Genomic DNA, 26,618 nt, shown 5'->3' with positions numbered 1-26,618 from the left:
GGCTAAAGCACTTCCGGTGCCAGCGAGACAATTTTCATAAATCCTTTTTCTCGAAGCTCACGTGATACCGGGCCAAAGATACGAGTTCCGCGCGGGTTAACACCGTCAGCATCGAGGATGACCACGGCATTATCGTCGAAACGAATGCTGGAGCCATCGCTCCGCCGCCATTCCTTCGATGCACGAACAATCACAGCCTTGACAATTTCGCTTTTTTTAACCGTTGAATGCGGTGCAGCGGATTTAATTGTTCCAATAACAATATCTCCGACATACCCGTAACGCTGGCGCGAACCACCGATGATATGAATCACCAAAATCTCCTTCGCACCAGTGTTATCGGCAACTTTTAATCGCGTTTCCTTTTGAATCATGGGTCAAACTCCCAATTCTTCCACAGTATCGTCTTCAGAACGTTCCTCAACCTGCAAAATCTTCTCGACAACCCAGCGTTTGGTGCGGGAAATCGGTTTGCTTTCCACAATTCTGACACGGTCGCCAAGGTTGGCGCCTAACTCGTCATGCGCCTTATAGGATTTTGCAGTGCGAACAACTTTGTGATACAGGGGGTGCCGATAAACGCGTACGACCTCAACAACAGCGGTCTTTTGCATCTTGTCACTGATCACAGTCCCGGTCAATCGACGTCGCTTGTTCATGCTTCACTCTCCTCGGCCATCTCAGCCAACTGTTTTTCTCTTAAGATGGTTTCCATCCGGGCAATATCCCGGCGAACGAACCGAATTCGACTGGTGTCGGTCAACTGGCCGGTAATCGTTTGAAACCTGAGATTCAGTAATTCGTGACGGGCATCCATCAACGCTTCCTCAATTTGAGGGATCTTCATTTTTCGAATTTCTGCTGCTTTCATAATTACGCCTCTCCTGGCACGTCACGTGAGACGATTTTAGCCCTCACTGCCAGCTTATATTTCGCCCGGGTCAGGGCTCGCTGAGCTGTGCTGGGATCCGTTCCACCAATTTCAAACATGATCCGGCCGGGTTTCACGACAGCCACCCAATGGTCGACAGGGGCTTTTCCCTTGCCCATCCGCGTCTCAGCAGCACGCTTGGTGTAGGGTTTGTCAGGAAAAATTCGGATCCAAACCTTGCCACGCCGCTTCATCGCATGCACGATCGCCCGACGGGCAGCTTCAATCTGCCGAGCACTGATATAACCCGGTTCCAAAGCTTGCAGTCCAAAATCTCCGAAGGACACATCAGAGCCGCGATATGCCTTGCCCTTCATTCGGCCGCGCATTTGTTTGCGGTACTTAACTCGTTTTGGCATTAACATAATGACTACCTCGCTATTTGCCGGACAAATAACCGGCTACGATTTTACTCGCTGACATAAACGCCTTCAGTGGTTTCAGTCTCTTCTTCCGCTTCGGGCATAATTTCACCTTTATAAATCCAAACCTTGATTCCCAACTGACCATAGGTTGTCAACGCTTCCGTCTGGGCATAATCAATATCAGCACGTAATGTCTGCAAAGGTACACGCCCCTCACGCAACCAGACGCTACGAGACATTTCTGCGCCTCCTAATCGACCGGATACCATCACCTTCACGCCTTCAGCGCCAGCTTGCATACCCTGCTGAATCGCCCGTTGCATGGCTCTGCGATAGCTGATCCGTTTTACCAGCTGATCGGCAATATTTTCTGCTACCAGGCGGGCATCCAGGTTGGGAGATTTGATCTCTTTGACTTCCAGGTCAATCTTCTTGCCCGTCAGTTCTTCCAAATTGGAGCGAAGTTTATTAACATTTTCACCTCTGCGACCGATCAGAATCCCCGGTTTAGCGGTGTGAATAAAGAGCTTGATCTTTCCGGGGAAGCGTTCGATTTCAATCGCAGAAACACTGGCGCGGTCATTGCTCTCTCGAATTGTCTTCCGAATCGCAAGATCCTCATGCAATTGATCCTGGTACTCCTTACCATCTGCAAACCAGCGGGCTAACCAAGGCTTGTTTATTTTCAGCCGAAATCCAATCGGATGTATTTTACGACCCATATTTACTCCTGGCTCCTGTTACTGACACAATCTTCAAACATGCTGTCACTCAACCTCTCTCAGAACAACCGTGATATGCGAGCGCCGCCGCAATATCGGTTTAAACCGACCGCGGGCGCCAAACCGACGCCATTTGCGCGTCGGCGCTTCATCCGCATAGATCTGATAAATATAAAGATCATTGCGTGATACGCCAAAATTTTCTTCTGCATTGGCAATCGCCGACCAGAGTAATTTCTGAACGGGCACTGCAGCCTTTTTGGGCGTAAAGGTTAAGATGTCCAATGCTTCCAACACAGGTTGTCCGCGTACGAGATCAATCACAAGCCGCGCCTTTTGAGCCGATGTGTTTAGATTGCTCAATTTCGCTCGAATATCTGTAGGCATAACGTCTTATCCTTACCTTCTCTTACCGCCGCGACGATCAGATTTACTGGCGACAACATGGCCCCGGTAGAATCGCGTCAGCGCAAATTCACCCAGACGATGACCGACCATATTTTCTGTGATGTAAATCGGCACATGGCGGCGTCCGTCATGAACAGCGATGGTATGCCCCACCATTTGGGGGAAAATCGTGCTGGCACGACTCCAGGTCCGAAGGACCTTTTTCTCGCCTTTTTCGTTCATGTCTTCAATTCTTTTCAACAATTTCGGGTCTACAAACGGCCCTTTTTTCAGCGATCGCGACATAGTTTCGTCCTCTTCTTCGCTACAATAATCGGTTACTTACGACGCCGCTTCGCTTTGGAGCGATGGCGAACAATATATTTATTGGTACGTTTATTTTTTCGGGTTTTCTTGCCCAGGGTGGGTTGACCCCAGGGGGTCTTTGGCCCGGGCATACCAATCGGCGAACGGCCTTCACCACCTCCATGAGGATGGTCACGCGGGGACATGGCAGAACCCCGTACAGCGGGACGCCAACCCATCAGGCGCCTTCGCCCGGCCTTACCCAGCTTGATATTCCCGTGCTCGATATTGCCAACCTGCCCAATCGTCGCCCGGCAATTTTGCAGCACCAGCCTGACCTCACCCGAGGGGAGGCGCACCTGCGCATAACGGCCTTCCTTAGCCAGCAATTGTGCTGATGCCCCCGCCGAGCGAACCATCTGGCCGCCCTTGCCGGGTTGCAACTCAATATTATGAATGGTTGTGCCCGTGGGGATGCTCGAGAGGGGCATACTGTTCCCAGGGCGGATATCCGTCACTTCACTGGAAACAATCGTGTCACCCACCTTCAAGCCAACCGGCGCAATAATATAGCGTTTTTCGCCATCAACGTAGTGCAGCAAGGCTAATCGCGCCGAACGGTTAGGATCGTATTCGATCGCTGCCACCTTGGCTGGAATATCAAGCTTGTCCCGTTTAAAATCCACCAAACGGATGAAGCGCTTGTGCCCACCACCGCGATGACGAACCGTGACGCGGCCGTACATGTTGCGCCCCGAGTGTTTTTTCAATGGAACAATTAACGAGCGTTCCGGCTTGGTCTTAGTAATCTCTTCAAAGGTGTAGCCCGTCTTATGTCGGGTACCAGGTGATGTCGGTTTATAAATTTTTACTGCCATTACTCAACCCCTTCAAAAATCGGGATGCGCTCGCCTTCTGCCAGGGTCACAATCGCTTTTTTATAAGCGCTGGAGCGGGTCCGCATTTGACGATTGCGCAAATTACGTGATTGTTTAGCGGGTACCAACATTGTGTTGACACGATCCACTTTCACATCGAAAATCGTTTCAATCGCTTCCCGAATCGCAGTTTTAGTCGCACGTTTGTCAACTTCAAACACGTACTGGTTGTGATATGAAGACAGATAGTTCGATTTCTCAGTGACAATCGGTCGGCGAATGATTTCAAATACAGTTTTCTTCATGATACATTCCTACCTATCCGAGATAACCTGTGATAACATCCAGCGCGGCCAGCGGGACCACAACCTGTTTCGATCCCAGCAGGTCACGGATGTTCAGATAATTAGCCATCAGCAGTTTGACATTCGTCAGGTTTGCGCTTGCGCGTTTAACATCCAGGTACTCCGGATCGTTTGACGGGATCAGCAGCAAAACCATCTCATCGCCAGCGATGGCGCGCAGCGCTTCCGCCATAGTTTTAGTTTTTATTTCCTCAAGCTTCAACTCATCCACCAGGATGATCTCACTCTCGGAGGCTTTGACGGACAAGGCAGACCGCAGAGCAGCCCTGCGCATCTTCTTTGGCATCGCCTTCTCATAGGAGCGCGGTTTGGGCGTGAAGATTCCCCCGCCGCCTACCCATTGTGCCGCATTGGTCGAACCCTGCCGAGCACGTCCGGTACCTTTCTGGCGCCAGGGCTTCTTTCCGCCACCCGCGACCTCGCTACGACCCTTAGTCGCATGCGTGCCCAGGCGTTTGTTGGCCATTTGCCTGACATATGCCTGATGCATGAGATCAACTTTAATTGGGGCTTCAAAAATCGCCGGCGGCAACTCTGCTGTGCCGACTTTCTTTCCCTTCATGTTGACAACATCAACTTCCATGATTACTCAACTCCATAACTGGTTATCGCCCAGGCGGGCGTCTAATGTTTCCGGGCAGTCTTGATCAGAACCATTCCGCCCTTCGGGCCAGGCACAGAACCATCAACTGCGATCAGGTTGCGTTCTGGGTCAACCAACACCACGCGCACATTCGATGAGGTCACCCGTTCATTGCCCATGCGCCCGGGATTCTTCTTACCTTTAAAGATACGTCCTGGCGTACTGCCGGCACCCATCGACCCGGGTGCCCGATGACGGTCCGATTGACCGTGGGTTTTCAGCCCACCGCCAAAGCCGTGGCGCTTGACTACACCCGCAAATCCACGTCCTTTGCTGGTTCCAACGACATCAACTCGCTCTCCGGCTTCAAAAACATCAACACCCAACCGGTCGCCCTCGGCGACGTTGGGTGATTTTGTTCTAAATTCTCGTAATATCCGCAATGGTGGTAAGGTGTTACGCTCGAGGTGCCCTAACTGTCCCCGTGTTAATCGCTTGGGTTTAACCTCTTCAAAACCGAGTTGGACAGAGGAATAACCGTCCTTATCCTTGGTTTTGATCTGGGTTACATAACAAGGCCCAGCTTCGATAACAGTTACGGGTTGTGCAATCCCGTTGTCGTCGAAAATCTGGGTCATTCCGACTTTGCGTCCAATTAGCCCTTTAAACATATGCCTTATTCTCCTGTAAAATTTACTTGACGAGACTGTTAGCCTGGGCAAGGCTGCATCATCTCCGAACGCAGCACAGTCAACGTTTCTCCCGCGACCACCCATTTTTTCAGGACTACGGCGAGAAAGGCTCTTATGCTGCCTCAATGGTCTGGCTTTTAAGCCAAAACCTGATTATTCTACCACCGCCTGGCAAATATGCCAAGCACTTTTTGTTATTGATTCCCTGCAAAAGGAAGTGACTTTGCTGATGAATTTTTTCGTACGATCAGCTGAGCACCCAAACCCGTTTGCAGGCAACCCTTTAATCTAAGCTAAATTTTGATTTCAATATCGACGCCGGCCGGTAAATTCAGGCGCATCAGCATGTCAATCGTTTTTGAATCGGGGTCCAACACATCAATCAAGCGATTGTGCGTGCGAATCTCAAAATGCTCCTGAGAATCCTTATCGACAAAAGGCGAGCGGGTCACGGTGAAACGTTCGATCTTGGTCGGTAAAGGTACCGGTCCCACGACCTGCGCTCCACTGCGCTCCGCGGTGTCTACGATTCGTTTTGCAGATTGATCGATTACTCGATGATCATATGCCTTCAGGCGTATTCGAATCTTTTGTTTAGCCATATTACTTGCTACTCCTAAATCAATATCATTACAGATCGTTATAATCCAACAACTTTTTTCATCACCGCCTCTGAAACCGGCGCATAGCGTTCAAATTCCATGGTGAACACGCCGCGCCCCCGGGTTGCAGAGCGTAACTCGGTGGCATATCCAAACATTTCTGCCAGTGGCACCTCAGCATGAATCGCCTGAGCATTCCCCTGGCGTAAATCCATGCCGAGAACATTGCCATGCCTTAAATTGATGTGACCCAGCACATCACCAGTATGCGCTTCAGGCACGACAACCTCAACCTTCATGATCGGTTCAAGCAAAATGGGCTTGCCCTGGTTCACACCCTGCCGAAAAGCGAAAATTCCCGCCATGCGAAAAGCGAGTTCGCTTGAATCAACCTCGTGAAAAGAGCCATCGAGCAAAGTGACCTTTAAGTCCGTCATCGGGTAACCTGCAAGGACGCCGCTTTCTGCGGCTTCGAGAATGCCTTTTTCAACTGCCGGGATGAATTCCCTGGGGATCGCACCTCCACTAACTCGATCCTCAAACACAACGCCCGCCCCGCTTTCGAGTGGATCGAGCCGCAGCACAACATGGGCAAACTGACCGTGCCCACCCGTTTGTTTGATAAACCGATATTCAACTTCAGGTACCGACCGCGTAATGGTCTCGTTATAAGCCACCCGCGGGTTGCCAACATTGGCCTGGACCTTAAACTCCCGCAGCATACGATCGACCAGAATTTCAAGATGGAGCTCGCCCATCCCAGAAATAATCATCTGCCCGGTTTCCGCATCCTGCCGGATACTAAAAGTGGGGTCTTCTTCGGCTAACTTCTGAAGCGCAATGCCCATCCGATCTTGATCTGCTGCCGTCTTGGGTTCAATCGCCACAGAAATCACCGGGTGTGGAAAAGAAATCGCTTCAAGGAGAACCTGTTTTGAAGGATCGCACAGCGTATCACCCGTGAAGCTTTGTTTTAAACCCAAAATCGCGCCGATATCACCTGCTTTTAGTTCATCCATATCCTCACGGTGATCAGCATACATGCGCAACAAGCGTGCCACACGTTCCTTTTTACCCTGGGTTGCGTTCAAATAAGTGTCATTCTTTTTCATCTTGCCCGAATAAACGCGGACATAAGCCAATCGTCCGACGTAATTGTCCGTGACGATTTTAAACACCAGAGCCGTCATGGGAGCGGCATCATCGGGTGGACAGGTGATCATATCGCCTGTTTTTGCGTGGATTCCGGTCACATCAGGAACATCCAGGGGGGATGGTAGGTAATCGACAACGGCATCCAGCAGGGGTTGCACACCCTTGTTGCGCAATGACGAACCGCAAAACACCGGTGTGACCTTGTTTTGCAGCACACCTTTGCGCAGCGCCATTTTCAATTCCGCCAGGGTGAGCGTCTCGCCTTCGAGGTATTTCATCATCACCTCGTCATCCAATTCAGCAATTTGCTCCACCAAAATCGCACGTTGCTCCTCAGCGATGGTCAGCAGTTCTGCAGGAATTTCTTCCTCACGCGGCTTGCTGCCCAGTTCACCTTCGAAGTAAATAGCCCGTTCCGTCAACAAGTCGACCACACCACAAAAGGATTCCTCAGCGCCGATGGGCACTTGCATGGCGAGGGGGTTAGCGCCCAGTTGCGCTTTGATGGATTCGAGGGTACGAGAATAAGACGCGCCGACCCGATCCATCTTGTTGGCAAAACAAATGCGGGGTACAGCGTAGCGATTGGCCTGTCGCCAGACGGTCTCGCTCTGCGGTTCAACACCCTGAACCGCATCAAAGACGACGATACCGCCATCCAAAACGCGTAATGAGCGTTGGACTTCAGCCGTAAAGTCAATATGACCCGGCGTGTCGATAATATTAATCTTGTGGTCTTTCCAGAATGTGGTCACCGCCGCAGACATGATTGTGATGCCGCGTTCACGTTCCTGCTCCATCCAATCGGTGACCGTAGTGCCTTCATCGATATTGCCCAGGCGATAAGTGCGCCCGGTATAGAAAAGAATCCGCTCAGTCGTTGTGGTTTTACCCGCGTCGATATGCGCAATAATCCCAATATTGCGATAACGTTCAAGCGGAAACTCTTGCGCGGTCATTTCTGATAACCTAACCCGGTCGGCTTAGCTGGCAAATCCTAAACCCGGAAATGGGAGAATGCGCGGTTAGCTTCAGCCATGCGGTGCATCTCTTCACGGCGGCGGAATGCAGCGCCGGTATTAGTTGACGCATCCATCAACTCATTGGCTAACTTTTCGCCAAAGGATTTCCCCGGTCGCAAACGAGAAGCGGTGATGATCCAGCGCATAGCCAGGGTTTTTCGCCGGATGGGATCAACTTCCAACGGCACCTGGTAAGTAGCGCCACCCACACGGCGTGGACGCACTTCCATCAAGGGGGAAACGTTCTTCAGTGCAGCATCAAAGATCTCAACGGGATCCTTGCCAGTGCGTGTTTCAATGATTGCAAGCGCATCGTACATCAAATTGGCAGCCGTGCTCTTTTTACCCTTGAGCATGATCCGATTGATCATCTCCTGAATATCAGTACTGCCGTACTTAATATCCGGTGAAACCTCTCGCTTTTCTGGTTTATATCTACGCGCCATACTAACTCCTTACTTAAAAATAATTAAAATAGGGCAAAACATCTTACAATCCCTGATGAGACCGATTTAAATGCTTCGCCCTACGTTAAATCGTGTTCGACCCTGGCTACTTGGGCTTTTTTGCACCATATTTTGAGCGACCCTGCGCACGGTCCTCAACGCCAGTCGAATCCAACGTACCTCGGACGACATGGTAGCGTACACCGGATAAATCCTTAACGCGGCCACCTCGCACAAGCACCACCGAGTGCTCCTGCAATTGGTGACCTTCGCCAGGGATGTAGGCAGTGACTTCCATGTGGTTTGTCAGACGTACACGGGCGATCTTCCGCAGAGCCGAGTTCGGTTTCTTAGGGGGCATGGTCCGTACAATTGTGCAGACCCCGCGTTTTTGCGGTGCACCCTTTAGCTGTCGAATACGTCTTTGTTTTTGTGAATTATACGTATATTGCAGCGCAGGCGCCTTGCTCTTATTCTGCTTTGTTTTTCGGCCTTTTCGTATCAATTGGTTGATCGTTGGCACATTTGCCTCCAAATCTACAGCTAAAAATGACTATCTCCAATAATGGAGGCCATCATCATCGTTCAAGATGGCCTCACTGCTATCAAATTTTTCCTCCATAAAGCTGGTCAAGATTATTGGCCCAGCACGAAGGTAACAAACGATAATCCTACCATGCGCACCGGTGAGCGTCAAGGTTTTTTCAATTTCAGGGGGCAAGCTCACCGGGCGAATTTTGCCAATCCTGTTTGCAATACCAGATGGTTTAGAAACCCTGGCTTCACCCTAGATCCTGACCAAGGCTGATCAAACCGGTGCGTGGATTGAAGCTCTTGCTTTTTTCCTCATCCTTGCCAAAAGTGATCAACTCGCCGTTTTCCAGAACAGCTTCAACTGCTAGACCCAAACTCTGCAATTCCTTAACCAGGACCTTAAAAGCAGCCGGGATGCCGGGATCTTTTATTTTTTCACCTTTAACGATGGCTTCATAGGTACTGTTGCGGCCCTCAACATCGTCAGATTTTACGGTTAGCATCTCTTGCAAGGTATAAGCCGCACCATAGGCTTCCAGGGCCCAGACTTCCATCTCTCCAAAACGCTGACCGCCAAACTGGGCTTTCCCGCCCAAGGGCTGCTGGGTAACCAGGCTATATGGGCCCGTCGCACGGGCATGCACTTTATCTTCTACAAGATGATGCAGTTTCATTACCGTCATCAGACCAACCGTAACCGGGTGATCGTAATATTCACCCGTCTTGCCATCGCGCAATTTCTGTTTTCCAAGAGTAGGTTTAGGCTTATCGAAATCCTGCATCACCTGGCGGGCTTTGCTTCGCACCTCTTCACTCTTAAGCTGTTGACTGACCTTCACACCGAAAGACTGCATCCACAACCTCAGGCAGGCATCAATCGCCCGAGAATCTTGACCGTGTCGCTCATGAGCGGGGATAACATCGTCCTCAAAAGCGGTAATTTTATCCGGATCATAGCCCTCGTCACGCAACCATTCGCGCATTGTGGAACGGCGGGCGTAATTGGGATCGGATGGGAATTCATGAACCTTATATCCACGATCGCCCAACCAATCTTCAAGGTACAGCAAGCGCACCTCATCATCGTCTTTGATGATCTCGGGGTCATACCCCTCAAAACCCTTTATCCAGTCCCAGGCTTTCTGTGCAGCGACCTCCCAGGCTCGATCGATTATCCACGCGCGGGCAAGCTCAGCCTCAATTTCATATTCAGTTGCACCATCAAATACCGGGGTTACAGCTCTGAAACCAAGTCGTTCAGCAGCCCACCCAAGGTGAGTCTCCAGTATTTGACCGAGGTTCATACGACCAGGTACGCTCAACGGGTTCAGGATCACATCGATCGTCCGTCCATTATCAAGGAACGGCATGTCTTCAACCGGAACAATCATTGAAATCACACCTTTGTTCCCATGACGACCCGCCATTTTATCACCCTCAGTCACTTTGCGACGTTGAGCAACACTGACTCGCACCATGGTCTCCACACCTGCTTTCAGGTCTGGATTTTCTTCGCGGGTAAAGACCTTAACATCAACCACAATGCCATGCTCGCCATGTGGCATTTTCAAGGAAGTGTCCTTCACTTCTCGCGATTTTTCACCAAAGATGGCCTTCAACAACCGCTCTTCAGGTGACAATTCCTTTTCGCCTTTTGGTGTGATCTTGCCCACTAAAATATCTGAGGGGCCAACCTCTGCCCCAATGCGGATAATGCCGTGCTCGTCAAGATTGCGGACAGCTTCTTCGCCAACGTTAGGGATATCCCTGGTGATCTCCTCTGGGCCAACCTTAGTGTCTCGTGCTTCAACCTCATGCTTTTCGATGTGAACCGAAGTGTATCGATCCTCCTGCACGAGTCGCTCTGAGAGTAAGATCGCATCTTCGAAGTTGCCACCCTCCCAGGAGACAAAGGCTACCAGCACATTCTGACCTAATGCCAGGTTGCCGTTAACAGAAGAAGAAGAATCGCCAATGATTTCTCCTTTATGAATCCGCTGGCCTTTAATCACCGCTGGATGTTGATCAATACAGGTTGATTGGTTAGAGCGTCTGTATTTCTGTAAATTGTAGGTGCGGATGTTGCCATCGCTCTCACGTACCTGGATCATTCTTCCCGTTACAGAGACAACCTCGCCATCCTCGTCAGCCACTACCAGTTGGCCGGAGTCAATCGCTGCATAGGCTTCCATGCCAGTGGAAATAATTGGGATTTCAGGTCGAATCAGTGGTACGGCTTGTGCCTGCATGTTTGAGCCCATCAACGCCCGGTTTGCATCATCATGCTCCAGGAAAGGAATCAAAGCGGCGCTCACACCCACAATCTGTTGTGGTGAAACATCAATATAATCAATTTTTTCTGGATTGGATAATTGAAAACCTAATTGGTGCCGACAAGAGACTCTCCTGGTAAATTCACGAAATTCGTTAAGCGGCGCATTAGCCTGGGCAATCGTGAATTTGCTCTCAGCATCTGCAGACAAATAATGATATAGATCTGACACGAAAGGCGTCACCAAAATCTCGTTCAGGTCAAGTTTAGCTAGTTTTTTTGCCAGCTCTTTGGTTATGCGCTCACCCTTTTCAGCGATCAGCTCTCCTGTTTTCGGGTCCTTGATATCCTCCCTTACTTGGCGATCGACCAGATTATCCGTAGGTTTTAATGCCTTAATCACCTTACGGTACGGCGTTTCAATAAAGCCATACTCATTAACCGTGGCATAGGTTGCCATCCGACCGATCAAACCAATGTTCGGTCCTTCAGGTGTTTCGATAGGACAAATGCGACCGTAATGCGTGTGATGAACGTCGCGCACATCAAAACCCGCTCGCTCACGCCTCAGACCGCCCGGTCCCAGGGCGGAAAGCGTGCGCTTATGACGTAACTCTGCCAGGGGGTTGGTTTCTTCCATAAATTGCGAAAGCTGGCTTGAACCAAAGAACTCTCTCAAGGAGGCGACTAACGGGCGAATATTCACCAAGCTGGATGGAGAAACCTGCTCCTGACCGCTGGTGGACATGCGTTCTTTGATTATGCGTTCCATCTTGTTCAGACCGCCTCGCAATTTATTCTGGACCAGTTCGCCGACCGTCTTCAACCGGCGGTTACCCAGATGGTCCATATCATCGCGTTGCTCTTTCTTGTTGTTGATCAGGATCATTCTTTTTACGATCTGCACAATATCCCATTTTGTGATCGTGCGATGATCGATAGGAATATCCAGCCCCAACTTTTGGTTCAATTTATAACGGCCGACGCGCTCAAGATCATAGCGACGTTTATCGAACAGCTGATCTTCTAAAAATACCTTTGCATTCTCCAGCGTAGGTGGATCGCCAGGGCGCAAACGTTTGAAAAATTCAATTAATGCAGCCTCGGCAATGGTTTTTCCGTCAGCGAAATATTCTTCCCAGGAAGGCTCCTGGTTAATTGACGAAGCAATAAACAAGCGCTCAGTATCTTTATCTACGTCTTTGAAAAGCTCAATTAATTCCTCATCCGTGCCATATTTAATCGGGTTGTTGTCGTCGCCCATGCCGTCATCAACCGCGGCTAAAGCACGCAGGAAAACCGTGATTGGTGTCGTCCGTTTTCGGTTAAATTTGATAATAATGTAATCGTTCTTGCGGGTTTCCATCTCAATCCAGGCTCCCCGGTCGGGGATCATCTTGGCTGTCGACATGTGTCGATTTGTCATCCGATCAACCTCGCTCCCAAAGTACACCCCGGGAGAACGAATCAATTGGTTGACCACAACCCGCTCTGTGCCATTAATGATAAAGGTCCCCTTGGGAGTCATCTCTGGAAAATCGCCCAGGTATAAATCCTGTGTGATCGGTTCTCCAATCTCCTTTCCCACGAGCAATACCGTGACATTCAGCGGCGAAGCATAAGTCAGATCACGCTCCAGGCATTCCTCAATTGTCGTTTTAGGATCTTCGTACCAAAACTTCAAACCCCATTCTTTTGTGACCTCATCATTGCTGGGGAAAAATAATTGCATCTCTTTGTTGTAGGACTCGATGGGGGAAATTTCAGCAAATAAATCATAAAACCCGTTTTCCTTAAGCCGCTTGAAGGAATCAATCTGCACCTGGATTAAGGGAGGTAGGTCCAAACCTACTGGAATATTTTGGTATGATTTGATGGGCAATTCTGCCATTTAGGGCTCCTGATAAGCTATGATGACTGGGGTGTTCCTGATAACTTTTGGTCTTTCCACGTTTTTAAATAGACACTGGCGCGCAATTCGCGAATGGTTATTCTAGCCAATCGATAATGTAAAGTCAAGCTAAAAAATCAATTTGGTCAAAATAAGGTCTGAGTCCCATTAACACTTAATTTCCCTGGTGGATGTTAATCATCCTTCAAAAATCATGTTTTGTAAAGGGGGCCAAAAAAACCTGCAGCCTCTGCTGTGCGAACATTAATAGACACAGCAGTGATAATACTGAGCACGAAGCAATGATTGTTTAATCGATTAGCACATTAAATACGGGCTCAGTTGGCAGATATGACTGGTAAGCGTTGAAAAACCTGGTTATAATAAACTGAACCATTTCAATTTTCCACGCAGGAAAGGGGCAAAAGTAGTCATGATACCCATCCGAGACGAAATCAAAGCCCGCAGGGTACCGGTGGTGAATACCCTGTTAATTATCGTCAACGTCATTGTTTTTTGCTTGCAATGGCTGTTAGCCAGCGAGCAGAGCGAGGCTATTTTATACCAATTTGCATTTGTCCCCTACAATTTCTTGATGGCACCCATCAAATTCAGCAATCTGCGCAATATTTTCACTGCCATGTTCATGCATGCGGGGCTCTTGCACCTGGGCGGAAATATGCTTTACCTGTGGATCTTCGGCGATAATGTTGAAGACGCATGGGGGCACCTGGGCTACCTGATGTTTTACCTGGTTGGCGGCGTGACAGCCACACTCGTGCACACCATCACAAACCCTCTGTCCGTTGTCCCCACGGTTGGCGCCAGCGGAGCTATCGCTGCGGTTCTGGGCGCTTACCTCGTGCTTTATCCGCACAGCCGTGTACTCACCTTCATCCCCCTGGGGTATTTCATGACGCTCAGGGCTGTCCCAGCCATAATTGTGCTTGGAATGTGGTTCATTCTGCAATTTTTCAGCGGTGTGCTCTCCCTGGGTGGGCCAGATGTCGGGGGAGTAGCTTTTTGGGCTCACATTGGCGGGTTTGTCACCGGGGTGCTGCTGGCGATATTGTTCAAAAAACGCCGCCATCAAACCCCACAGCAGCAACGCTGGTAGCAACTCTCCTCTCATCAAAAGGGGTGGGAAATCAATATGCTTTAATATCATCTAATTAAAAATTAGATATCGATCAAATGATATTATTTTTCTTTGCAATTCGATGTGATCTTGCCTTTCTAAATATTCTAAGATGGCATTCCTTCACCAGGGTTTTTTCTAGAGCTTTTACAATTTAATACGTCTTGACAGGCGCTTTTAAATGTGTGTTATAATTTTTCCAGCTTTTCAACCATCAACATTTTTGTGTTAAAGGAGGCGCTTATTAGACTTTTATCTCATTTGTTGTCTTAATGTTAAGCTCGTTTTATTTTGGATTAACAAGGAGCCTTATTTATGGAAACCGTAATAGGTTCCATCTGCGACATGATGGATACCTTGGGCTACAGCCACATTTATCTTCCTAACGTTATTCAACCGATTCGTCTTACGGATGTGATGGTGGGACGTGCATACCCGACCATCATCTGCGATGTGTATGGTGAACAAGAGAAACCCCTGGGATTACTGACTGAGGCGATTGACAATATCAGCGAAGACGAGGTTTACATCGTAACAGGCGGAGACCGCCGCTGTAGCTACTTCGGCGAAATCATGACTGCAACCATCAAACGCCGGGGAGCGGTGGGTGCTGTAATTGATGGCTACATTCGCGATACGCGCCAGGTTTTAGAGCAGGATTTTCCTGTGTTTTGTATGGGGCGAGATGCCCAGGGGTCTTTGTATCGCAACCAGGTCATTCGCTATGGCGTTCCGGTTGAAATTGGAAATATCCTGATTCGGCCCGGTGATCTAATTTTTGGTGATATTGACGGCGTTGTCGTGATCCCTAAAGAAATCGAAGAGAAAGCAATCACTGTCACATTGGAGAAAGTACGCGGAGAAAAAGACACCCGTGAGGCGATTGAACGTGGTATGTCTGCAGTCGAAGCCGAGAAAAAATACGGTTCATTCTAAGTGAATCACGAAAGAGGTTGAAATGAATGTAATTGAAAGGCTTGGAAAAGCAGGCCTCGTCCCTGTTGTCGTCATCGACAAAGTTGAAGACGCGGTTCCAGCTGCCCGGGCGCTGTTGGCTGGTGGATTGGACATCATGGAGATCACCATGCGCACAGCAGCGGGAATCGAAGCAATCAGAAGCGTGCGCACGTCTGTGCCTGAAATGCTGGTTGGCGCAGGCACAATTTTGTCATTAGAAAAATGCATTGAAGCAGCCGAGGCCGGCGCACAGTTCATTGTTTCTCCCGGCTTTGACGCTGAAATAGTGAGCTGGTGTGTGGAACATGATGTTGCGGTAACGCCCGGTTGCGTCACACCGACAGAAATCCAACAGGCGCTGGCACTGGGAGTGTACACCGTTAAATTCTTCCCATCCAATGTTTACGGCGCTGTTGCTGCAATGAATGCATTAAACGGCCCCTTTAAGTCTGTCGGCGTTAAGTTCATTCCCACAGGTGGCGTTAATAATGACAATCTCTCAGAATATGCGAGTCAACCATTCATCCACGCCATTGGCGGTGGTTGGTTGTGTAAAACGGCTGATATTGTCAATCACAATTTTGGCGCGATCACAGAGGTCGTTAAACGAGCCATCGACATCCTGCTGGGATTCGAAATGGCACATGTTGGCATTAATGTGGACACTGCTGATGAATCCCTGCAGGTGTGCAAGCAATTTGAGTCTGCTTTCGGTTTTGCCACCAAGGAAGGCAATAGCTCGAACTTTGCCAGCCCTGGTATTGAAGTAATGAAATCAAAATTCCTCGGCGAGATGGGTCATATTGCCATTAAGACCAACAACATCTCAAGAGCCGTTCACTATCTGGCAAAGCGCGGCTTTGAAGTTGACATGGAAACCGCCAAATACAAGGGCGACTCGATGGTTGCTGTGTATTTAAACGATGAGTTTGGCGGTTTCGCTATCCACCTTCTGCAAAAGTAAGGAGAATAAAAATGAAATTCCTAACCTTTGGCGAGATCATGCTGCGGTTGAAACCGCCATACCACGAGCGCTTGTTTCAAGGGTTAATGCTCGAGGCGACCTTCGGCGGCGGAGAAGCCAATGTTGCAGTATCGCTGGCAAATTACGGGATGGATGTGAGCTACCTCACGGTGCTTCCTAAAAACGCGATCGGCGACGCTTGCGTCCAGACCATCAGGAAATTCGGCGTTGATACCAGCAGGATTCAACGTGGCGCGGGGCGGATGGGGATTTATTTCCTGGAGCCTGGCGCAAACCAGCTCCCCAGCAAGGTTGTGTACGACCGTGAATTTTCTGCGATTGCCCTCGCTAAACCCGGCGATATCGATTGGGACCAGGCATTTTCAGGAATCGACTGGTTCCACATCACCGGTATCACGCCAGCAATTTCAGAATCAGCCATGCTGCTTTCCCTTCAGTCGGTAAAAGCCGCCAAGGAAAAAGGCATCACGGTGTCCTGTGACCTCAATTTTCGGAAAAATTTGTGGAAATATGGCAAAAATGCACCTGAGGTGATGACCGAATTGGTCAAGTACGTGGATGTTGCCGTTGCTAACGAGGAGGACTGCCAGAAATCACTGGGAATTAAAGTTGATGCTGATGTCGAGAGCGGCAAATTAGACGTTTCAAAATACGAAGCACTCACCAACCAGGTTCTGGCACAATATCCTGACATGAAGTTAATCGCAATAACACTGCGCGAAAGCCAGAGTGCGGATATCAACGGTTGGGCAGGCTGTTTGAATGACCGGGAGCAGTTCTACCTCAGTACGCGTTATGAGATTCGCGATATTGTCGATCGGGTTGGGGGTGGAGACGCGTTTTGCTCGGGTTTAATCTACGGGTTGAACGCGTTCACGGGAAAACAGGACGCACTCGAGTTTGCTGCGGCAGCCAGCTGCCTGAAACATTCCATCATTGGCGATTTTAATCTTGTCAGCATTGCCGATGTGCTCAATTTGATGGGCGGGGATGCTTCTGGAAGGGTTCAAAGATAACCCATTCTTTGACCTTTTGAATAATGACCTGAAAAAGGGGCTGAGTGACAATGCAGCCCCTTTTTTTTAGCCAATTGGGTTTGAACAGTGTAAAACGGTGGTCATCACCAAACATCTCGCCCGGCTTTACTCGTACCTGAAGCGCCACACACCGATCACAAAGAACACCAGGGCGAAACCCAACAGAACCGCACTTTCAAACAACACGCCTGATAATTCCTGCCCCCGCACGGCGATGTTCAAAAATCCGGTCATCGCCCAATAGGTCGGCAGTGCCTTGGCAGCCATGCGCATCAGCGGCGGGAACAGCTCAATCGGATACCAGCAGCCGCCCAACAACGCCATCACCATGCCAATCAGGATCGATAAACCGTTGGCTTGTCCCTCGGTTTTCACAAAAGTACCCAGCATCGTTCCCAGGGCGGCGGCAGCCAGTGCAGATGTAAGCATCACCAGGAGCAACGCCAGGGGGGCGTGCAGCCAGTTGATCTTCATCACCAACGCCCCAAAGCCGATCAAAATCGCCATTTGCAGCAGTGCAGTTAACACCTGTCCCAGCACCGTCCCGCTGATATACAGCGCTTTGCTGGTCGGCGTGACCAGGATGCGGCGCAAGGTCCCACCCGTGCGCTCCAGGGCGAACATGGCTGAAAGACCGATCAGCGGGATAAACACCCAGGTGACCATCTGCCCGGCGGTGGAATTGGCGCGCGGGTCGTAGTTGATCGGGTCTTCAGTTTCCCCCTCCAGAGCTGTAACAAGCTCAGGCGCCGATCCCAGCAAATTTTGCGCAGCGGCATAGGATTCATCAAAAAACATCTGTCGCGCCTCGCGGCTGGCAAAGGGTTTTAAGGATTCCGCCAGCTCAACGCTTTTATTGGCAATATCCATCACGCTGCTGATGCGCCCCGCTGCAGTCTGCACGGCCTGCTGTTGCACCAGGGCATTCAGGTTATTGCGTTGCTGTTTGAGCTCCAGCTCTGCCTGTCCCTGCTGCAGCGCTTCGACGGCAAAGTTTTCCGGGATGATCAACACAGAGGCAGCCTGGCGTGACTCAAAGCTATCCAGCGCTTTCCTCAGGTCGGTCATCAGGGGTTTGACCGAGCTGGACTTCTCCAATTCTGCGATCAAAGCGGCTGACAGCGTGGAATTCGCCTGGTCGACGGTCATCAGGTTCAGGCGGCTATCAGCAGGGACACCGGTACCGCCGCTGAGGATGAAGATAAACAATACCGGCAAAATCAAGAAAAACATCCATTCAACAGGGCTGGTGAAGCGAATGAGGGAATCTTTGCGTATGATGGACCAGATCTTGTTCAATGCTACCTCACTTTCGCGCCAGTCCGCGTTTGCCAATCCAGATCGAAGCAAAGGTGAACAGGACACCACCCATGATCAGCAGCGCAATCAGATGCGTGCTGATGTCTTTCAACTGACCGCCAATACCTAGGATAAAAAAGCCATCGTTGCCCCAAGCATTGGGTGTGATCTTGTTCAGCAGCTGCAACCAGTGCGGCAGCATGCTCAGATCAATAATACTGCCGCCCAACAACCCAAATAGCAACATCACCGCAGAACCGGTGATCGCAATTTGACCGGGTGTCTTCAGGATCGCTGCGAACAACAATCCCCAGCCAGTAGCGCCAAAAGCAGCCGCCAGGATCAGCAGGATCACGCCCAGCGTGTCGCCCCACTGTAAACTGAACAGCAGCGAAGTGCCCCCTATCAGGATGGTAAGCTGGGCAACTGCGGTGAGGAAAACCCCAGCAAATTTCCCCCCCAGCACACTGGCTGAGGAGGTTGGCGCCACCAACATGCGCGGCAGGGTGCCAGCCTGATTCTCTACAAGCAGTGAGCGCGCACCGTAGGTGACGGCGAACATCAGGAACATCATCGCCATGCCAGGCGCCATATAAGCCAGGATATTAAATTCCAGCGCTTCACCTTCGGCAAGATCCGCCTTGATTCGAATTGAAGAGCGGGTTCCAGATGCCTGCCCTATTTCATAACCGATCTGCGAGCCGATATCCGCCGCCTGCTGGTAGGAGATCAGTCCATTGTCCAGCAACTGGGTGACAATCACCTCACCTGAAACCCGCCCGATCTCCACCTGGTTGACGAATTGGTCCACCACGGAGCGCAGGAAGCCAGCGCTGTTAGGCATGGTGGGGTTGGCATAAAATTCTATCGGCGCCACAGAGCCGCCCTGTGTCCGAGGTGAAAGGAGGCTTTCACTGAAACCAGCCGGGATATAGATCACTGCCGCACTCTGGTCGGAATCGACCAGCGCCTGCGCTGCGCCCAGGTCCGTGGATAACCTGGGTGCAACCAGCGCTTCCAATTCAGGTGAGGTGAACACATCCACCAGTGTTTGCCCTAAAACGCCCTCATCCAGGTTAACGATCTCTACCGGGATATCGCTGAAGGTCGATCCAGCCCCTCCCGAGAAGCCGCCGGCGATCGCTCCCATGCCAATGGTCAACAGGAACGGCGCTAACAGCATCATGATCAGGGCAGCGGGGTCACGGAAGATCAGGCGCAGATCTTTAAATGCAATTAAAAATATCTTTCGTAAGCCCATGGTCTCACTCCCTTAACGCCCGTCCAGTCAAATGCAAAAAGACAGCCTCCAGGTTGGGTTCTCGCATGTCCACGGAATAAATCTTAATTCCCATCTCATTCGCCCGTGAGACAACAGGCGCCAGCGCTTCTTCTGCAGAAGCCGTGACAATCGCCACTTCGTGGTCCGTGGGGTTGACCTGCAGTACCTCCGGCAGCGTTTTAAGTCCCTCAGCCAGGTGAAAGGGGTCCTCGTTTTCGCCCAAATGGAGAATCAGCGTATCCATCTCGCCCACCTGGGCGGTGAGTTCACCCTGGGTGCCCAGGGCGATCAGCTTGCCGTGATCAATGATGCCAACCCGATCTGAAAGTTCCTGGGCTTCTTCCATGTAATGCGTCGTGTATAGGATCGTCATCCCTGCACGGTTGAGCTCTTTTACCGAATCGAGGATGGCGCGCCGAGATTGTGGATCGATCCCCACCGTGGGCTCATCCATAAACAGCAAGCGCGGTTCGTGCAACAAACCAACGCCAATGTTAACCCGCCGCTTCATTCCTCCAGAATAGGTTTTGATGCGTTGCTTGGCACGCTCTTTCAAGCCAGTCAGCTCCAACACCTGGTCAATACGCCTGGAAAGGTCACGTCCGGACAAGCCATACATCTTCCCCCAGAAATTCAGGTTTTCCAACGCTGTCAGGTCTTCGTACAGGGCGATTTCCTGGGGCACAACACCGATGACTCGTTTGACCGCCAGCGGCTCTTTGGTCACCGAATGACCGCAGATGATGGCTTCCCCGGCTGTAGGCGAGAACAGGGTCGAAAGAATCGAAATCGTCGTGGTTTTTCCGGCGCTGTTGGGGCCCAACAGGCTGAAGATTTCACCCTCCTGTATGGTAAAGCTGATCCCATCCACGGCGGTCAAGTCACCGTACTTTTTAAGGAGATTGATAACTTCGACGATCGGTGGCATAAAATCTCCTAATATGAATTAATTGATCACGGATGGATATTTCAAAAACATTATAGCACGAATATTATTAATTTATTGCTATGTAGTGTGAGAAATGCAGCTCATTTCTGGTTTTGAATAAACATAATATATTTTATTATTTACGATCTTTACAAATATTTGCTCAACTCGTAGAGACACGGCGTGCCGTGCCTATAAAAAGAGGCATGGTTAACAAAATCATGATAAAATCAATTATTATCTATTGTTCTCACCCTGTAAAAGGAGTTCACAAATGTATAAAAAGATGCTGACGGTTCTGAGTTTAGCAATGATATTGACCTTAAGTGGTTGTGTGCAGTTGACTCAAAAGATTTGGCACAACCAGGATAATTCGGGCAAATATGTCATTGAAATGATCCTTTCAGAAGATATGCTCTCTATCATCGGCTTTGGAGGGACGGCAGAAGAAATACGCGAAGAATTATTACAGGAATTTGCTGTCACACCGGAAGAGCTGAAATCCGACTTTCCAAACCTTAAGGATGTTTCTGTCAACAGCTATTATGACGCAGAAGATCGGGCTTTCCACGTCGTCATGGAAATCGATTTGTTTGACATGACCAAAGGATTCCAGTTCGATGAAAACACTGATATGGATTCCTTGACCTTTACCATAACCGATAACAATGATGGCACATTTCGGTTCTCACAAACCATGGATTACGGTTCAGCGGTAGGCAACCAAATTGATCAGGAATATCTCCGTATGTTCGAGCCCTACTTGGCTCAAGCCAAACACAGGCTGGAGCTGCACGTAGAACAATTTATAGAAGCCGACCCCATAGCGATCTATGATCGATCCAACAAGGTCATCGTTTGGGAAATCCCCTTGACAGATTTGATGAAATTGACCGAGCCGATTGAATTTTGGGCAGTTTACAGAACCAAATCCCGCAGCCTTCTACCCGGTCTGGACCTGGGTGAGGGTTTCAAATGGGTTCCTTACGCCGTTGGCGGTTTGTGCTGCCTGACCCTGATCGCCGTCATTTTCATCGTGATTGTCATCGTCGTGTTGGCAAAAAAGAAAAAAGCAAAACAGGTCCAACCCACCATCATTGAGCCAGGATCGAACTTTGATTAGAAATCGTCATCCCCGATCATCGGATTGACGGGCGACCCTTTTATGAGGTAAGATTTATACAGCATATCAATTAAACGGGGAGCCTGAGACTTCAGGCTGAGAGGAGGACGCAGGTCCTCGACCCGCAAGACCTGATCCGGATAATGCCGGCGGAGGGATGATGCATCAACACCAAAAACACCCTCTCCGGGAAGAAAGGGTGTTTTTATGACTCACAACCCAATCCGAGTTTTCCTGTTTGTTAACGGCGAACTGCCCGAGCCTGATAAGATCCGCACTGCCCTGCAGAATACCGACTATCTGATCGCTGTTGATGGGGGATTAAGACACCTGGTAAACCTGGGATTAACCCCGCATATGGTGATTGGCGACCTCGATTCTGCCGACCCGGATGCCGTTCAGCGTTTGCGTCTCATCGGGGTTGAAATCCGGACCTTCCCAACCGACAAAGATGAAACCGATCTGCACCTTGCCCTGGACGCAGCCTTGGAACTGGCGCCGGACATGATCCGTGTAGTCGCAGCCCTGGGTGGACGCCTGGATCAAACCCTGGCTAATATCTTCCTCCTCACCCGTCCCGACCTGGCTGAGGTCGATATACGCCTGATTGACGGCCACAGCGAGGTCTTTCTCATCCGGAAATCGGCAAATTTCAGTGGAGAAGTTGGTCAACGGGTCTCGCTGCTGCCGCTGAATGGACCGGTCACCGGCATTCATACCGAAGGCCTGCGCTATTCCCTGAATAACGGCACGCTGTTCCCGGACAACACCCTCGGAATCAGCAACGAAATGAACGCACCCACAGCCCGTATTTCGATTCAATCAGGATTGCTACTGTGTATTCACGAGACCCGATCCGTTTTTACAAAGTGAGGTAAATCCATGCAGAAAAAAATGTTCGCCCTGCTCGTTTTGATCGTCACCTTGCTCTCCGCTGCCTGTACGCCCTTTGCCCGCCCGGCTGAAACGCGATCCATAACTGTCGTAACCCACGATTCCTTCGCCATCAGCGAAGAACTTATCGCTGATTTTGAATCCGAACATGGTGTGAAGGTCGTCTTTGTGCGCGGCGGCGACGCCGGCACCACGCTCAACCAGGCCATTCTGACCAAAGAAAACCCGGTTGCCGATGTCTTCTTTGGTCTCGACAACACCTTCCTGACCCGCGCCCTGGAAGAGGAGCTCTTCATCGCCTATGATTCACCGATGTTGGCTCAGGTCCCGGCTGCGTTTAAACTCGACCCGGGCAACTTCGCCCTGCCCATCGATTATGGTGATGTGTGCATCAATTACGACAAAGCCTATTTTGCCGACCACAGCCTGACCATCCCGACCTCACTGGAGGCGTTAACAGAGCCCCAATATGCCGGTCTGCTGGTGGTACAAAACCCGGCCACCTCATCGCCCGGTCTCTCTTTCCTGATGGCAACCATCGCCCACTTCGGCGAAGACGGCTACCTGGATTACTGGGCTGCGCTCAAGCACAATGACGTGGTCGTCGTCAGCGATTGGGAAACGGCTTATTATACCAATTTCAGCGGCTCGAGCGGGCGTGGACCGCAGCCCATGGTCGTGTCCTATGGCTCCAGCCCGGCAGCAGAGGTGATCTTCGCGGAAACCGAGCTCGCCCAAGCCCCCACAGGCTCAATCATCGGGCCAGACACCTGCTTCAGGCAAATCGAATTCGTCGGCATCCTCAAAAATGCAGCCAATCCTGACCTGGCAAAACTCTTTGTGGACTTCATGCTCAGCGTCCCCTTCCAGGAAGATATCCCGATGCAAATGTTCGTCTTCCCGGTTAATCCGCAAGCCAGCCTGCCGCAAGCCTTCCTGGAACATGTCGACATCCCCGATCAACCCGCCAGCCTGCCGCCCGAGCTGATCGACGCCAAACGGGAAGCCTGGATTAACGCCTGGCTGGAGACCGTCCTGGATTGACTGTCTCACACCGCCGCCTCCACAGATGGACCAGGCACCCTGTTTTCAGGGGGCTGCTGTTCTGGTTTCTGCCAGCGCTTTTTCTGGGTTATTTCTTTTACCAGCCCTTATTCGCCCTGTTCAACCTGGTCCTCAAAGGCAGCGCCTCATCGGGCTGGGGCTTCGACCCGGGCGTGCTCAACCTCACCCGCATCTGGCGACCGCTTTCCTTTACCATCCGCCAGGCGGCGCTGTCCACACTGTTGACCCTCTTCCTCGGGCTGCCAGGCGCTTGGGCATTCACACATTTCATCTTTCCTGGCAAAAAATTCCTTGAAACCCTGACGACACTGCCCTTTATCCTGCCCACCGTGGTCGTGGCAGCCGGGTTCAACGCGCTTTTAGGTCCCCGGGGCTGGATCAACCTGGGGTTGATGTCCCTGTTCAACCTTGCGGCGCCCCCGATCCAGTTTCTCAACACCTTTGGTGCGATCCTCGTTGCACACGTGTTTTACAATACCACCATCATCCTGCGCGTGGTCTCCAATGCTTGGTCTCAGCAGAACATCCGCCTGCAGCATGCCGCCCAGGTGCTGGGTGCCAGTCCCTGGCGCACATTTAAGGAAATTACCCTCCCGCAGTTGAAGCCCGCAATTTTCGCCGGGACCTTGCTGGTGTTTCTGTTCAATTTTAGCAGTTTTGGCGTCGTGCTCATGCTGGGCGGACCTCAATTTGCAACCTTAGAAGTAGAAATCTATGTCCAGGCTCTGCATCTGTTGAACTTACCCATGGCCAGCGTTCTATCGATTCTGCAATTGCTTTGCACTCTACTGATCACTCTCGGACACAACCGGGTATCCGGGCTGGGCGATCGGGTTGCAGCGCCGCCTGCCCGGGGAATCATCCCCCGCAAACCAACCCGGGTGATTGAACGTGTGGTGCTCATCGTGATCATCACCACCCTCTTCGTTCTGCTCGTGGCGCCCCTGTCCTCACTGGCATTGCGCTCCATCGTCAAGTTGGAACCCACCCGGGGTGAGCGCGGTGAAATCGAACGCGGCTTGACCCTGCAGTTCTATCGCGAATTGGCGGTTAACCGCCGCGGCGACCTGTTCTTTGTCCCACCAATCACAGCTGCCCGCAATTCCTTCCTGTTTGCCCTGATGACCATTGGGCTTACACTCACGCTGGGTTTGCTGGTCGCCTATGCGCAAAGGTACAGGACGCCGTTAACCAAAATTCTGGACCCGCTGCTGATGTTGCCCCTCGGGGCATCCGCCATCACCCAGGGACTGGGGTTTATCATTGTTTTCAACCGCCCACCCTTCAGCACCCTGCGCTTTCCGCTCCTGATCCCGATTGCACATACCCTGGTAGCCCTGCCCTTCATTGTGCGCACCCTTTCCCCGGCGCTGAGGAATATTTCCACCTCGCTGCGTAATGCCGCCCGAGTTTTGGGGGCTTCGCCGCTGCGGGTTTGGCGCGAGGTTGATCTGCCCTTATTGACCCCGTCCATCCTGGTCAGCACAATCTTTGCGCTCACCATTTCCCTGGGCGAATTTGGCGCCAGCACGTTTTTAGTCCGGCCCGATTACCCCACCCTCCCCGTAGCCATCTATCGCTATATCTCCCAGCCCGGTGCGCTTAACTACGGTCAGGCTCTGGCGATGTCCACCATCTTGATGCTGGTGTGTGCTGCGGGCATCTTCACCATTGAAAGACTGCAAAAATCCGAAAGGGGCGAACATTAATGCTCTCTGTGATCAGTATCGACAAGTCCTACGAAGGTCAGCCTCTGCTTAAGGGGGTCTCCTTCAGTGTGGATGAAAATGAAACCGTGTGCCTGCTGGGACCGTCCGGAAGCGGGAAGAGCACCCTGCTGCGCATTATCGCCGGGCTGGAAGAACCTGAAGGCGGCGATGTTTACTGGAAGCACGCCTCCCTGGCGGGGATTCCCACGCATAAGCGCCGTTTTGGGCTCATGTTCCAGGATTATGCCCTGTTCCCACATCGCAATGTTGCCGAAAATATTGCTTTCGGGCTTAAGATGCAAAATCTGCCTGTTGATGAAATCAACGCCCGGGTTGAACGCGCGCTGGAAACCATCGGTATGGCGGGTTTTGCCCAACGCAAGGTGACCGAGCTCTCCGGCGGCGAACAGCAGCGAGTTGCACTGGCGCGTGCCCTGGCTCCCAACCCCCGCCTGCTGATGCTGGATGAACCCCTGGGCGCCCTGGATCGAACCCTGCGCGAAGACCTCGGCCAGGAGTTGCGCCGTATCCTGCATGAGAGCAAAATACCTGCCATTTACGTCACCCACGACCAGGAAGAGGCTTTTTCCATAGCAGATCGCCTGCTGCTGCTCCACCAGGGGGTCATTATTCAAAGTGGGCGTCCTCATGAGTTCTTTCACCATCCCCGCAATGAGTGGGTCGCCCGGTTCTTTGGGCTGGGCAACCTGGTTGAAGGCACCGTGGTCTCCCACAAGCCTTTACAGGTTGAAACAGCCCTGGGGCTGATACACGCCAGTTGCGATCGCCAGCCCCCAGCGCCAGGTCAGCGGGTAACGCTGCTTTTTCGCCCGTCACAGGTGCAACTGACTTCCATTGAAGCGGTGAACCTGCTTGCAGGTCGAGTCAGCGACCAGGTTTTCCAGGGTGAAAAATATCAGGTTTCCCTGACCATCAATGACCGGTTACCCGAATTCAAAATCTTACTGCCCAACCCGCTAACCATCGGAGAGCGCCTGCAGGTGCACTATTCACCCTCAAATGTATTATGCCTGGAAAATGGAGCCTGAA

28 protein-coding genes and 1 riboswitch are annotated in these 26,618 nt (G+C 51.1%); of the genes, 9 read left to right on the top strand and 19 right to left on the bottom strand.

Annotation, left to right across the window (positions count from 1 at the left end):
• Positions 1-2 precede the first annotated feature (2 nt).
• The 16 genes from rplN to rpoB all read right to left on the bottom strand — a co-directional run bounded on the left by rplN (position 3) and on the right by rpoB (position 13,151).
• On the bottom strand, positions 3-374 hold the full coding sequence (gene rplN / locus CFX1CAM_RS02630; protein WP_087861523.1) for a 50S ribosomal protein L14: 372 nt from the start codon (positions 372-374) through the stop codon (positions 3-5).
• 3 nt (positions 375-377) lie between these two features.
• Positions 378-659 carry a 30S ribosomal protein S17 gene (rpsQ, locus tag CFX1CAM_RS02625; protein WP_087861522.1) on the bottom strand — a complete coding sequence of 94 codons (282 nt, stop codon included), beginning with the start codon at positions 657-659 and terminating at the stop codon, positions 378-380.
• A complete protein-coding gene (gene rpmC / locus CFX1CAM_RS02620) occupies positions 656-871 on the bottom strand; it encodes a 50S ribosomal protein L29 (protein ID WP_087861521.1) in 216 nt (71 codons plus the stop codon). Before rpmC ends, rpsQ begins: the two co-directional genes overlap by 4 nt.
• Positions 872-873: 2 nt before the next feature.
• Entirely contained in the window at positions 874-1,296 is a 423-nt protein-coding gene (gene rplP, locus CFX1CAM_RS02615) for a 50S ribosomal protein L16 (RefSeq protein ID WP_087861520.1), read from the bottom strand.
• A 44-nt stretch (positions 1,297-1,340) separates the two neighbouring features.
• Positions 1,341-2,018: a 30S ribosomal protein S3 gene (gene rpsC / locus CFX1CAM_RS02610; RefSeq protein ID WP_087861519.1), complete on the bottom strand. Its 678-nt coding sequence runs from the start codon at positions 2,016-2,018 to the stop codon at positions 1,341-1,343.
• 45 nt (positions 2,019-2,063) lie between these two features.
• Positions 2,064-2,405, bottom strand: coding sequence for a 50S ribosomal protein L22 (rplV, locus tag CFX1CAM_RS02605; protein ID WP_087861518.1), 342 nt, complete (start codon positions 2,403-2,405; stop codon positions 2,064-2,066).
• A 12-nt stretch (positions 2,406-2,417) separates the two neighbouring features.
• Complete coding sequence (rpsS, locus tag CFX1CAM_RS02600) at positions 2,418-2,711, bottom strand: 30S ribosomal protein S19 (protein WP_087861517.1); 294 nt, start codon at positions 2,709-2,711, stop codon at positions 2,418-2,420.
• A 32-nt stretch (positions 2,712-2,743) separates the two neighbouring features.
• Positions 2,744-3,589 (bottom strand): 50S ribosomal protein L2, encoded by an 846-nt coding sequence (gene rplB / locus CFX1CAM_RS02595; protein ID WP_087861516.1) that lies wholly within the window; start codon positions 3,587-3,589, stop codon positions 2,744-2,746.
• The gene (gene rplW, locus CFX1CAM_RS02590; protein ID WP_087861515.1) at positions 3,589-3,894 is read right to left on the bottom strand and encodes a 50S ribosomal protein L23; all 306 of its coding nucleotides are present in this window, start codon (positions 3,892-3,894) and stop codon (positions 3,589-3,591) included. The genes rplB and rplW overlap by 1 nt, the downstream gene beginning before the upstream one ends.
• Positions 3,895-3,907: 13 nt before the next feature.
• Positions 3,908-4,537 (bottom strand): 50S ribosomal protein L4, encoded by a 630-nt coding sequence (gene rplD, locus CFX1CAM_RS02585; RefSeq protein WP_087861514.1) that lies wholly within the window; start codon positions 4,535-4,537, stop codon positions 3,908-3,910.
• A 41-nt stretch (positions 4,538-4,578) separates the two neighbouring features.
• Positions 4,579-5,208 (bottom strand): 50S ribosomal protein L3, encoded by a 630-nt coding sequence (rplC, locus tag CFX1CAM_RS02580; RefSeq protein ID WP_087861513.1) that lies wholly within the window; start codon positions 5,206-5,208, stop codon positions 4,579-4,581.
• 314 nt (positions 5,209-5,522) lie between these two features.
• Positions 5,523-5,831 (bottom strand): 30S ribosomal protein S10, encoded by a 309-nt coding sequence (gene rpsJ / locus CFX1CAM_RS02575; RefSeq protein ID WP_087861512.1) that lies wholly within the window; start codon positions 5,829-5,831, stop codon positions 5,523-5,525.
• Positions 5,832-5,869: 38 nt separating this feature from the next.
• Positions 5,870-7,945, bottom strand: coding sequence for an elongation factor G (gene fusA / locus CFX1CAM_RS02570; RefSeq protein WP_087861511.1), 2,076 nt, complete (start codon positions 7,943-7,945; stop codon positions 5,870-5,872).
• Positions 7,946-7,983: 38 nt separating this feature from the next.
• Positions 7,984-8,454, bottom strand: coding sequence for a 30S ribosomal protein S7 (rpsG, locus tag CFX1CAM_RS02565; protein ID WP_087861510.1), 471 nt, complete (start codon positions 8,452-8,454; stop codon positions 7,984-7,986).
• Between the two features lie 106 nt (positions 8,455-8,560).
• Positions 8,561-8,977, bottom strand: a complete 417-nt coding sequence (gene rpsL / locus CFX1CAM_RS02560; RefSeq protein ID WP_087861509.1) for a 30S ribosomal protein S12 — start codon at positions 8,975-8,977, stop codon at positions 8,561-8,563.
• A 259-nt stretch (positions 8,978-9,236) separates the two neighbouring features.
• Positions 9,237-13,151 carry a DNA-directed RNA polymerase subunit beta gene (gene rpoB, locus CFX1CAM_RS02550; RefSeq protein ID WP_087861507.1) on the bottom strand — a complete coding sequence of 1,305 codons (3,915 nt, stop codon included), beginning with the start codon at positions 13,149-13,151 and terminating at the stop codon, positions 9,237-9,239.
• A 433-nt stretch (positions 13,152-13,584) separates the two neighbouring features.
• Between rpoB and CFX1CAM_RS02545 the strand changes: the two genes are divergently transcribed.
• From CFX1CAM_RS02545 to CFX1CAM_RS02530, 4 genes are all read left to right on the top strand, one after another.
• Complete coding sequence (locus CFX1CAM_RS02545) at positions 13,585-14,268, top strand: rhomboid family intramembrane serine protease (RefSeq protein WP_087861506.1); 684 nt, start codon at positions 13,585-13,587, stop codon at positions 14,266-14,268.
• A gap of 336 nt (positions 14,269-14,604) precedes the next feature.
• Positions 14,605-15,225 (top strand): RraA family protein, encoded by a 621-nt coding sequence (locus CFX1CAM_RS02540; protein WP_087861505.1) that lies wholly within the window; start codon positions 14,605-14,607, stop codon positions 15,223-15,225.
• A 22-nt stretch (positions 15,226-15,247) separates the two neighbouring features.
• The gene (locus CFX1CAM_RS02535; RefSeq protein WP_087861504.1) at positions 15,248-16,210 is read left to right on the top strand and encodes a bifunctional 4-hydroxy-2-oxoglutarate aldolase/2-dehydro-3-deoxy-phosphogluconate aldolase; all 963 of its coding nucleotides are present in this window, start codon (positions 15,248-15,250) and stop codon (positions 16,208-16,210) included.
• Between the two features lie 11 nt (positions 16,211-16,221).
• Complete coding sequence (locus tag CFX1CAM_RS02530) at positions 16,222-17,247, top strand: sugar kinase (RefSeq protein ID WP_087861503.1); 1,026 nt, start codon at positions 16,222-16,224, stop codon at positions 17,245-17,247.
• 126 nt (positions 17,248-17,373) lie between these two features.
• Here the strand turns inward: CFX1CAM_RS02530 and CFX1CAM_RS02525 are convergent, their stop codons facing one another.
• The 3 genes from CFX1CAM_RS02525 to CFX1CAM_RS02515 are packed head-to-tail and all read right to left on the bottom strand — an operon-like array spanning position 17,374 to position 20,777.
• A complete protein-coding gene (locus CFX1CAM_RS02525; RefSeq protein ID WP_157891655.1) occupies positions 17,374-18,567 on the bottom strand; it encodes an ABC transporter permease in 1,194 nt (397 codons plus the stop codon).
• Between the two features lie 7 nt (positions 18,568-18,574).
• Complete coding sequence (locus CFX1CAM_RS02520; protein ID WP_087861501.1) at positions 18,575-19,828, bottom strand: ABC transporter permease; 1,254 nt, start codon at positions 19,826-19,828, stop codon at positions 18,575-18,577.
• 4 nt (positions 19,829-19,832) lie between these two features.
• Entirely contained in the window at positions 19,833-20,777 is a 945-nt protein-coding gene (locus CFX1CAM_RS02515; protein WP_087861500.1) for an ABC transporter ATP-binding protein, read from the bottom strand.
• A 274-nt stretch (positions 20,778-21,051) separates the two neighbouring features.
• Here CFX1CAM_RS02515 and CFX1CAM_RS02510 point away from each other — a divergent pair, with 274 nt between their 5' ends.
• From CFX1CAM_RS02510 to CFX1CAM_RS02490, 5 genes are all read left to right on the top strand, one after another.
• Entirely contained in the window at positions 21,052-21,900 is an 849-nt protein-coding gene (locus CFX1CAM_RS02510; protein WP_087861499.1) for a hypothetical protein, read from the top strand.
• A gap of 65 nt (positions 21,901-21,965) precedes the next feature.
• A riboswitch (TPP riboswitch) is annotated at positions 21,966-22,075 on the top strand.
• Between the two features lie 32 nt (positions 22,076-22,107).
• On the top strand, positions 22,108-22,773 hold the full coding sequence (locus CFX1CAM_RS02505) for a thiamine diphosphokinase (protein ID WP_087861498.1): 666 nt from the start codon (positions 22,108-22,110) through the stop codon (positions 22,771-22,773).
• A gap of 9 nt (positions 22,774-22,782) precedes the next feature.
• The gene (locus CFX1CAM_RS02500) at positions 22,783-23,838 is read left to right on the top strand and encodes a thiamine ABC transporter substrate-binding protein (RefSeq protein WP_087861497.1); all 1,056 of its coding nucleotides are present in this window, start codon (positions 22,783-22,785) and stop codon (positions 23,836-23,838) included.
• Complete coding sequence (locus CFX1CAM_RS02495; RefSeq protein ID WP_087861496.1) at positions 23,835-25,568, top strand: ABC transporter permease; 1,734 nt, start codon at positions 23,835-23,837, stop codon at positions 25,566-25,568. Before CFX1CAM_RS02500 ends, CFX1CAM_RS02495 begins: the two co-directional genes overlap by 4 nt.
• Positions 25,568-26,617, top strand: coding sequence for an ABC transporter ATP-binding protein (locus CFX1CAM_RS02490; RefSeq protein WP_087861495.1), 1,050 nt, complete (start codon positions 25,568-25,570; stop codon positions 26,615-26,617). Before CFX1CAM_RS02495 ends, CFX1CAM_RS02490 begins: the two co-directional genes overlap by 1 nt.
• Position 26,618 lies beyond the last annotated feature (1 nt).

Origin of the sequence: Brevefilum fermentans, assembly GCF_900184705.1 — a bacterium.
In the GTDB taxonomy this organism is placed as follows: Bacteria; Chloroflexota; Anaerolineae; order Anaerolineales; family Anaerolineaceae; genus Brevifilum; species Brevifilum fermentans.
Note: the sequence above shows the minus strand (reverse complement) of the source record. Positions and strands in the feature narration are given on the sequence as shown.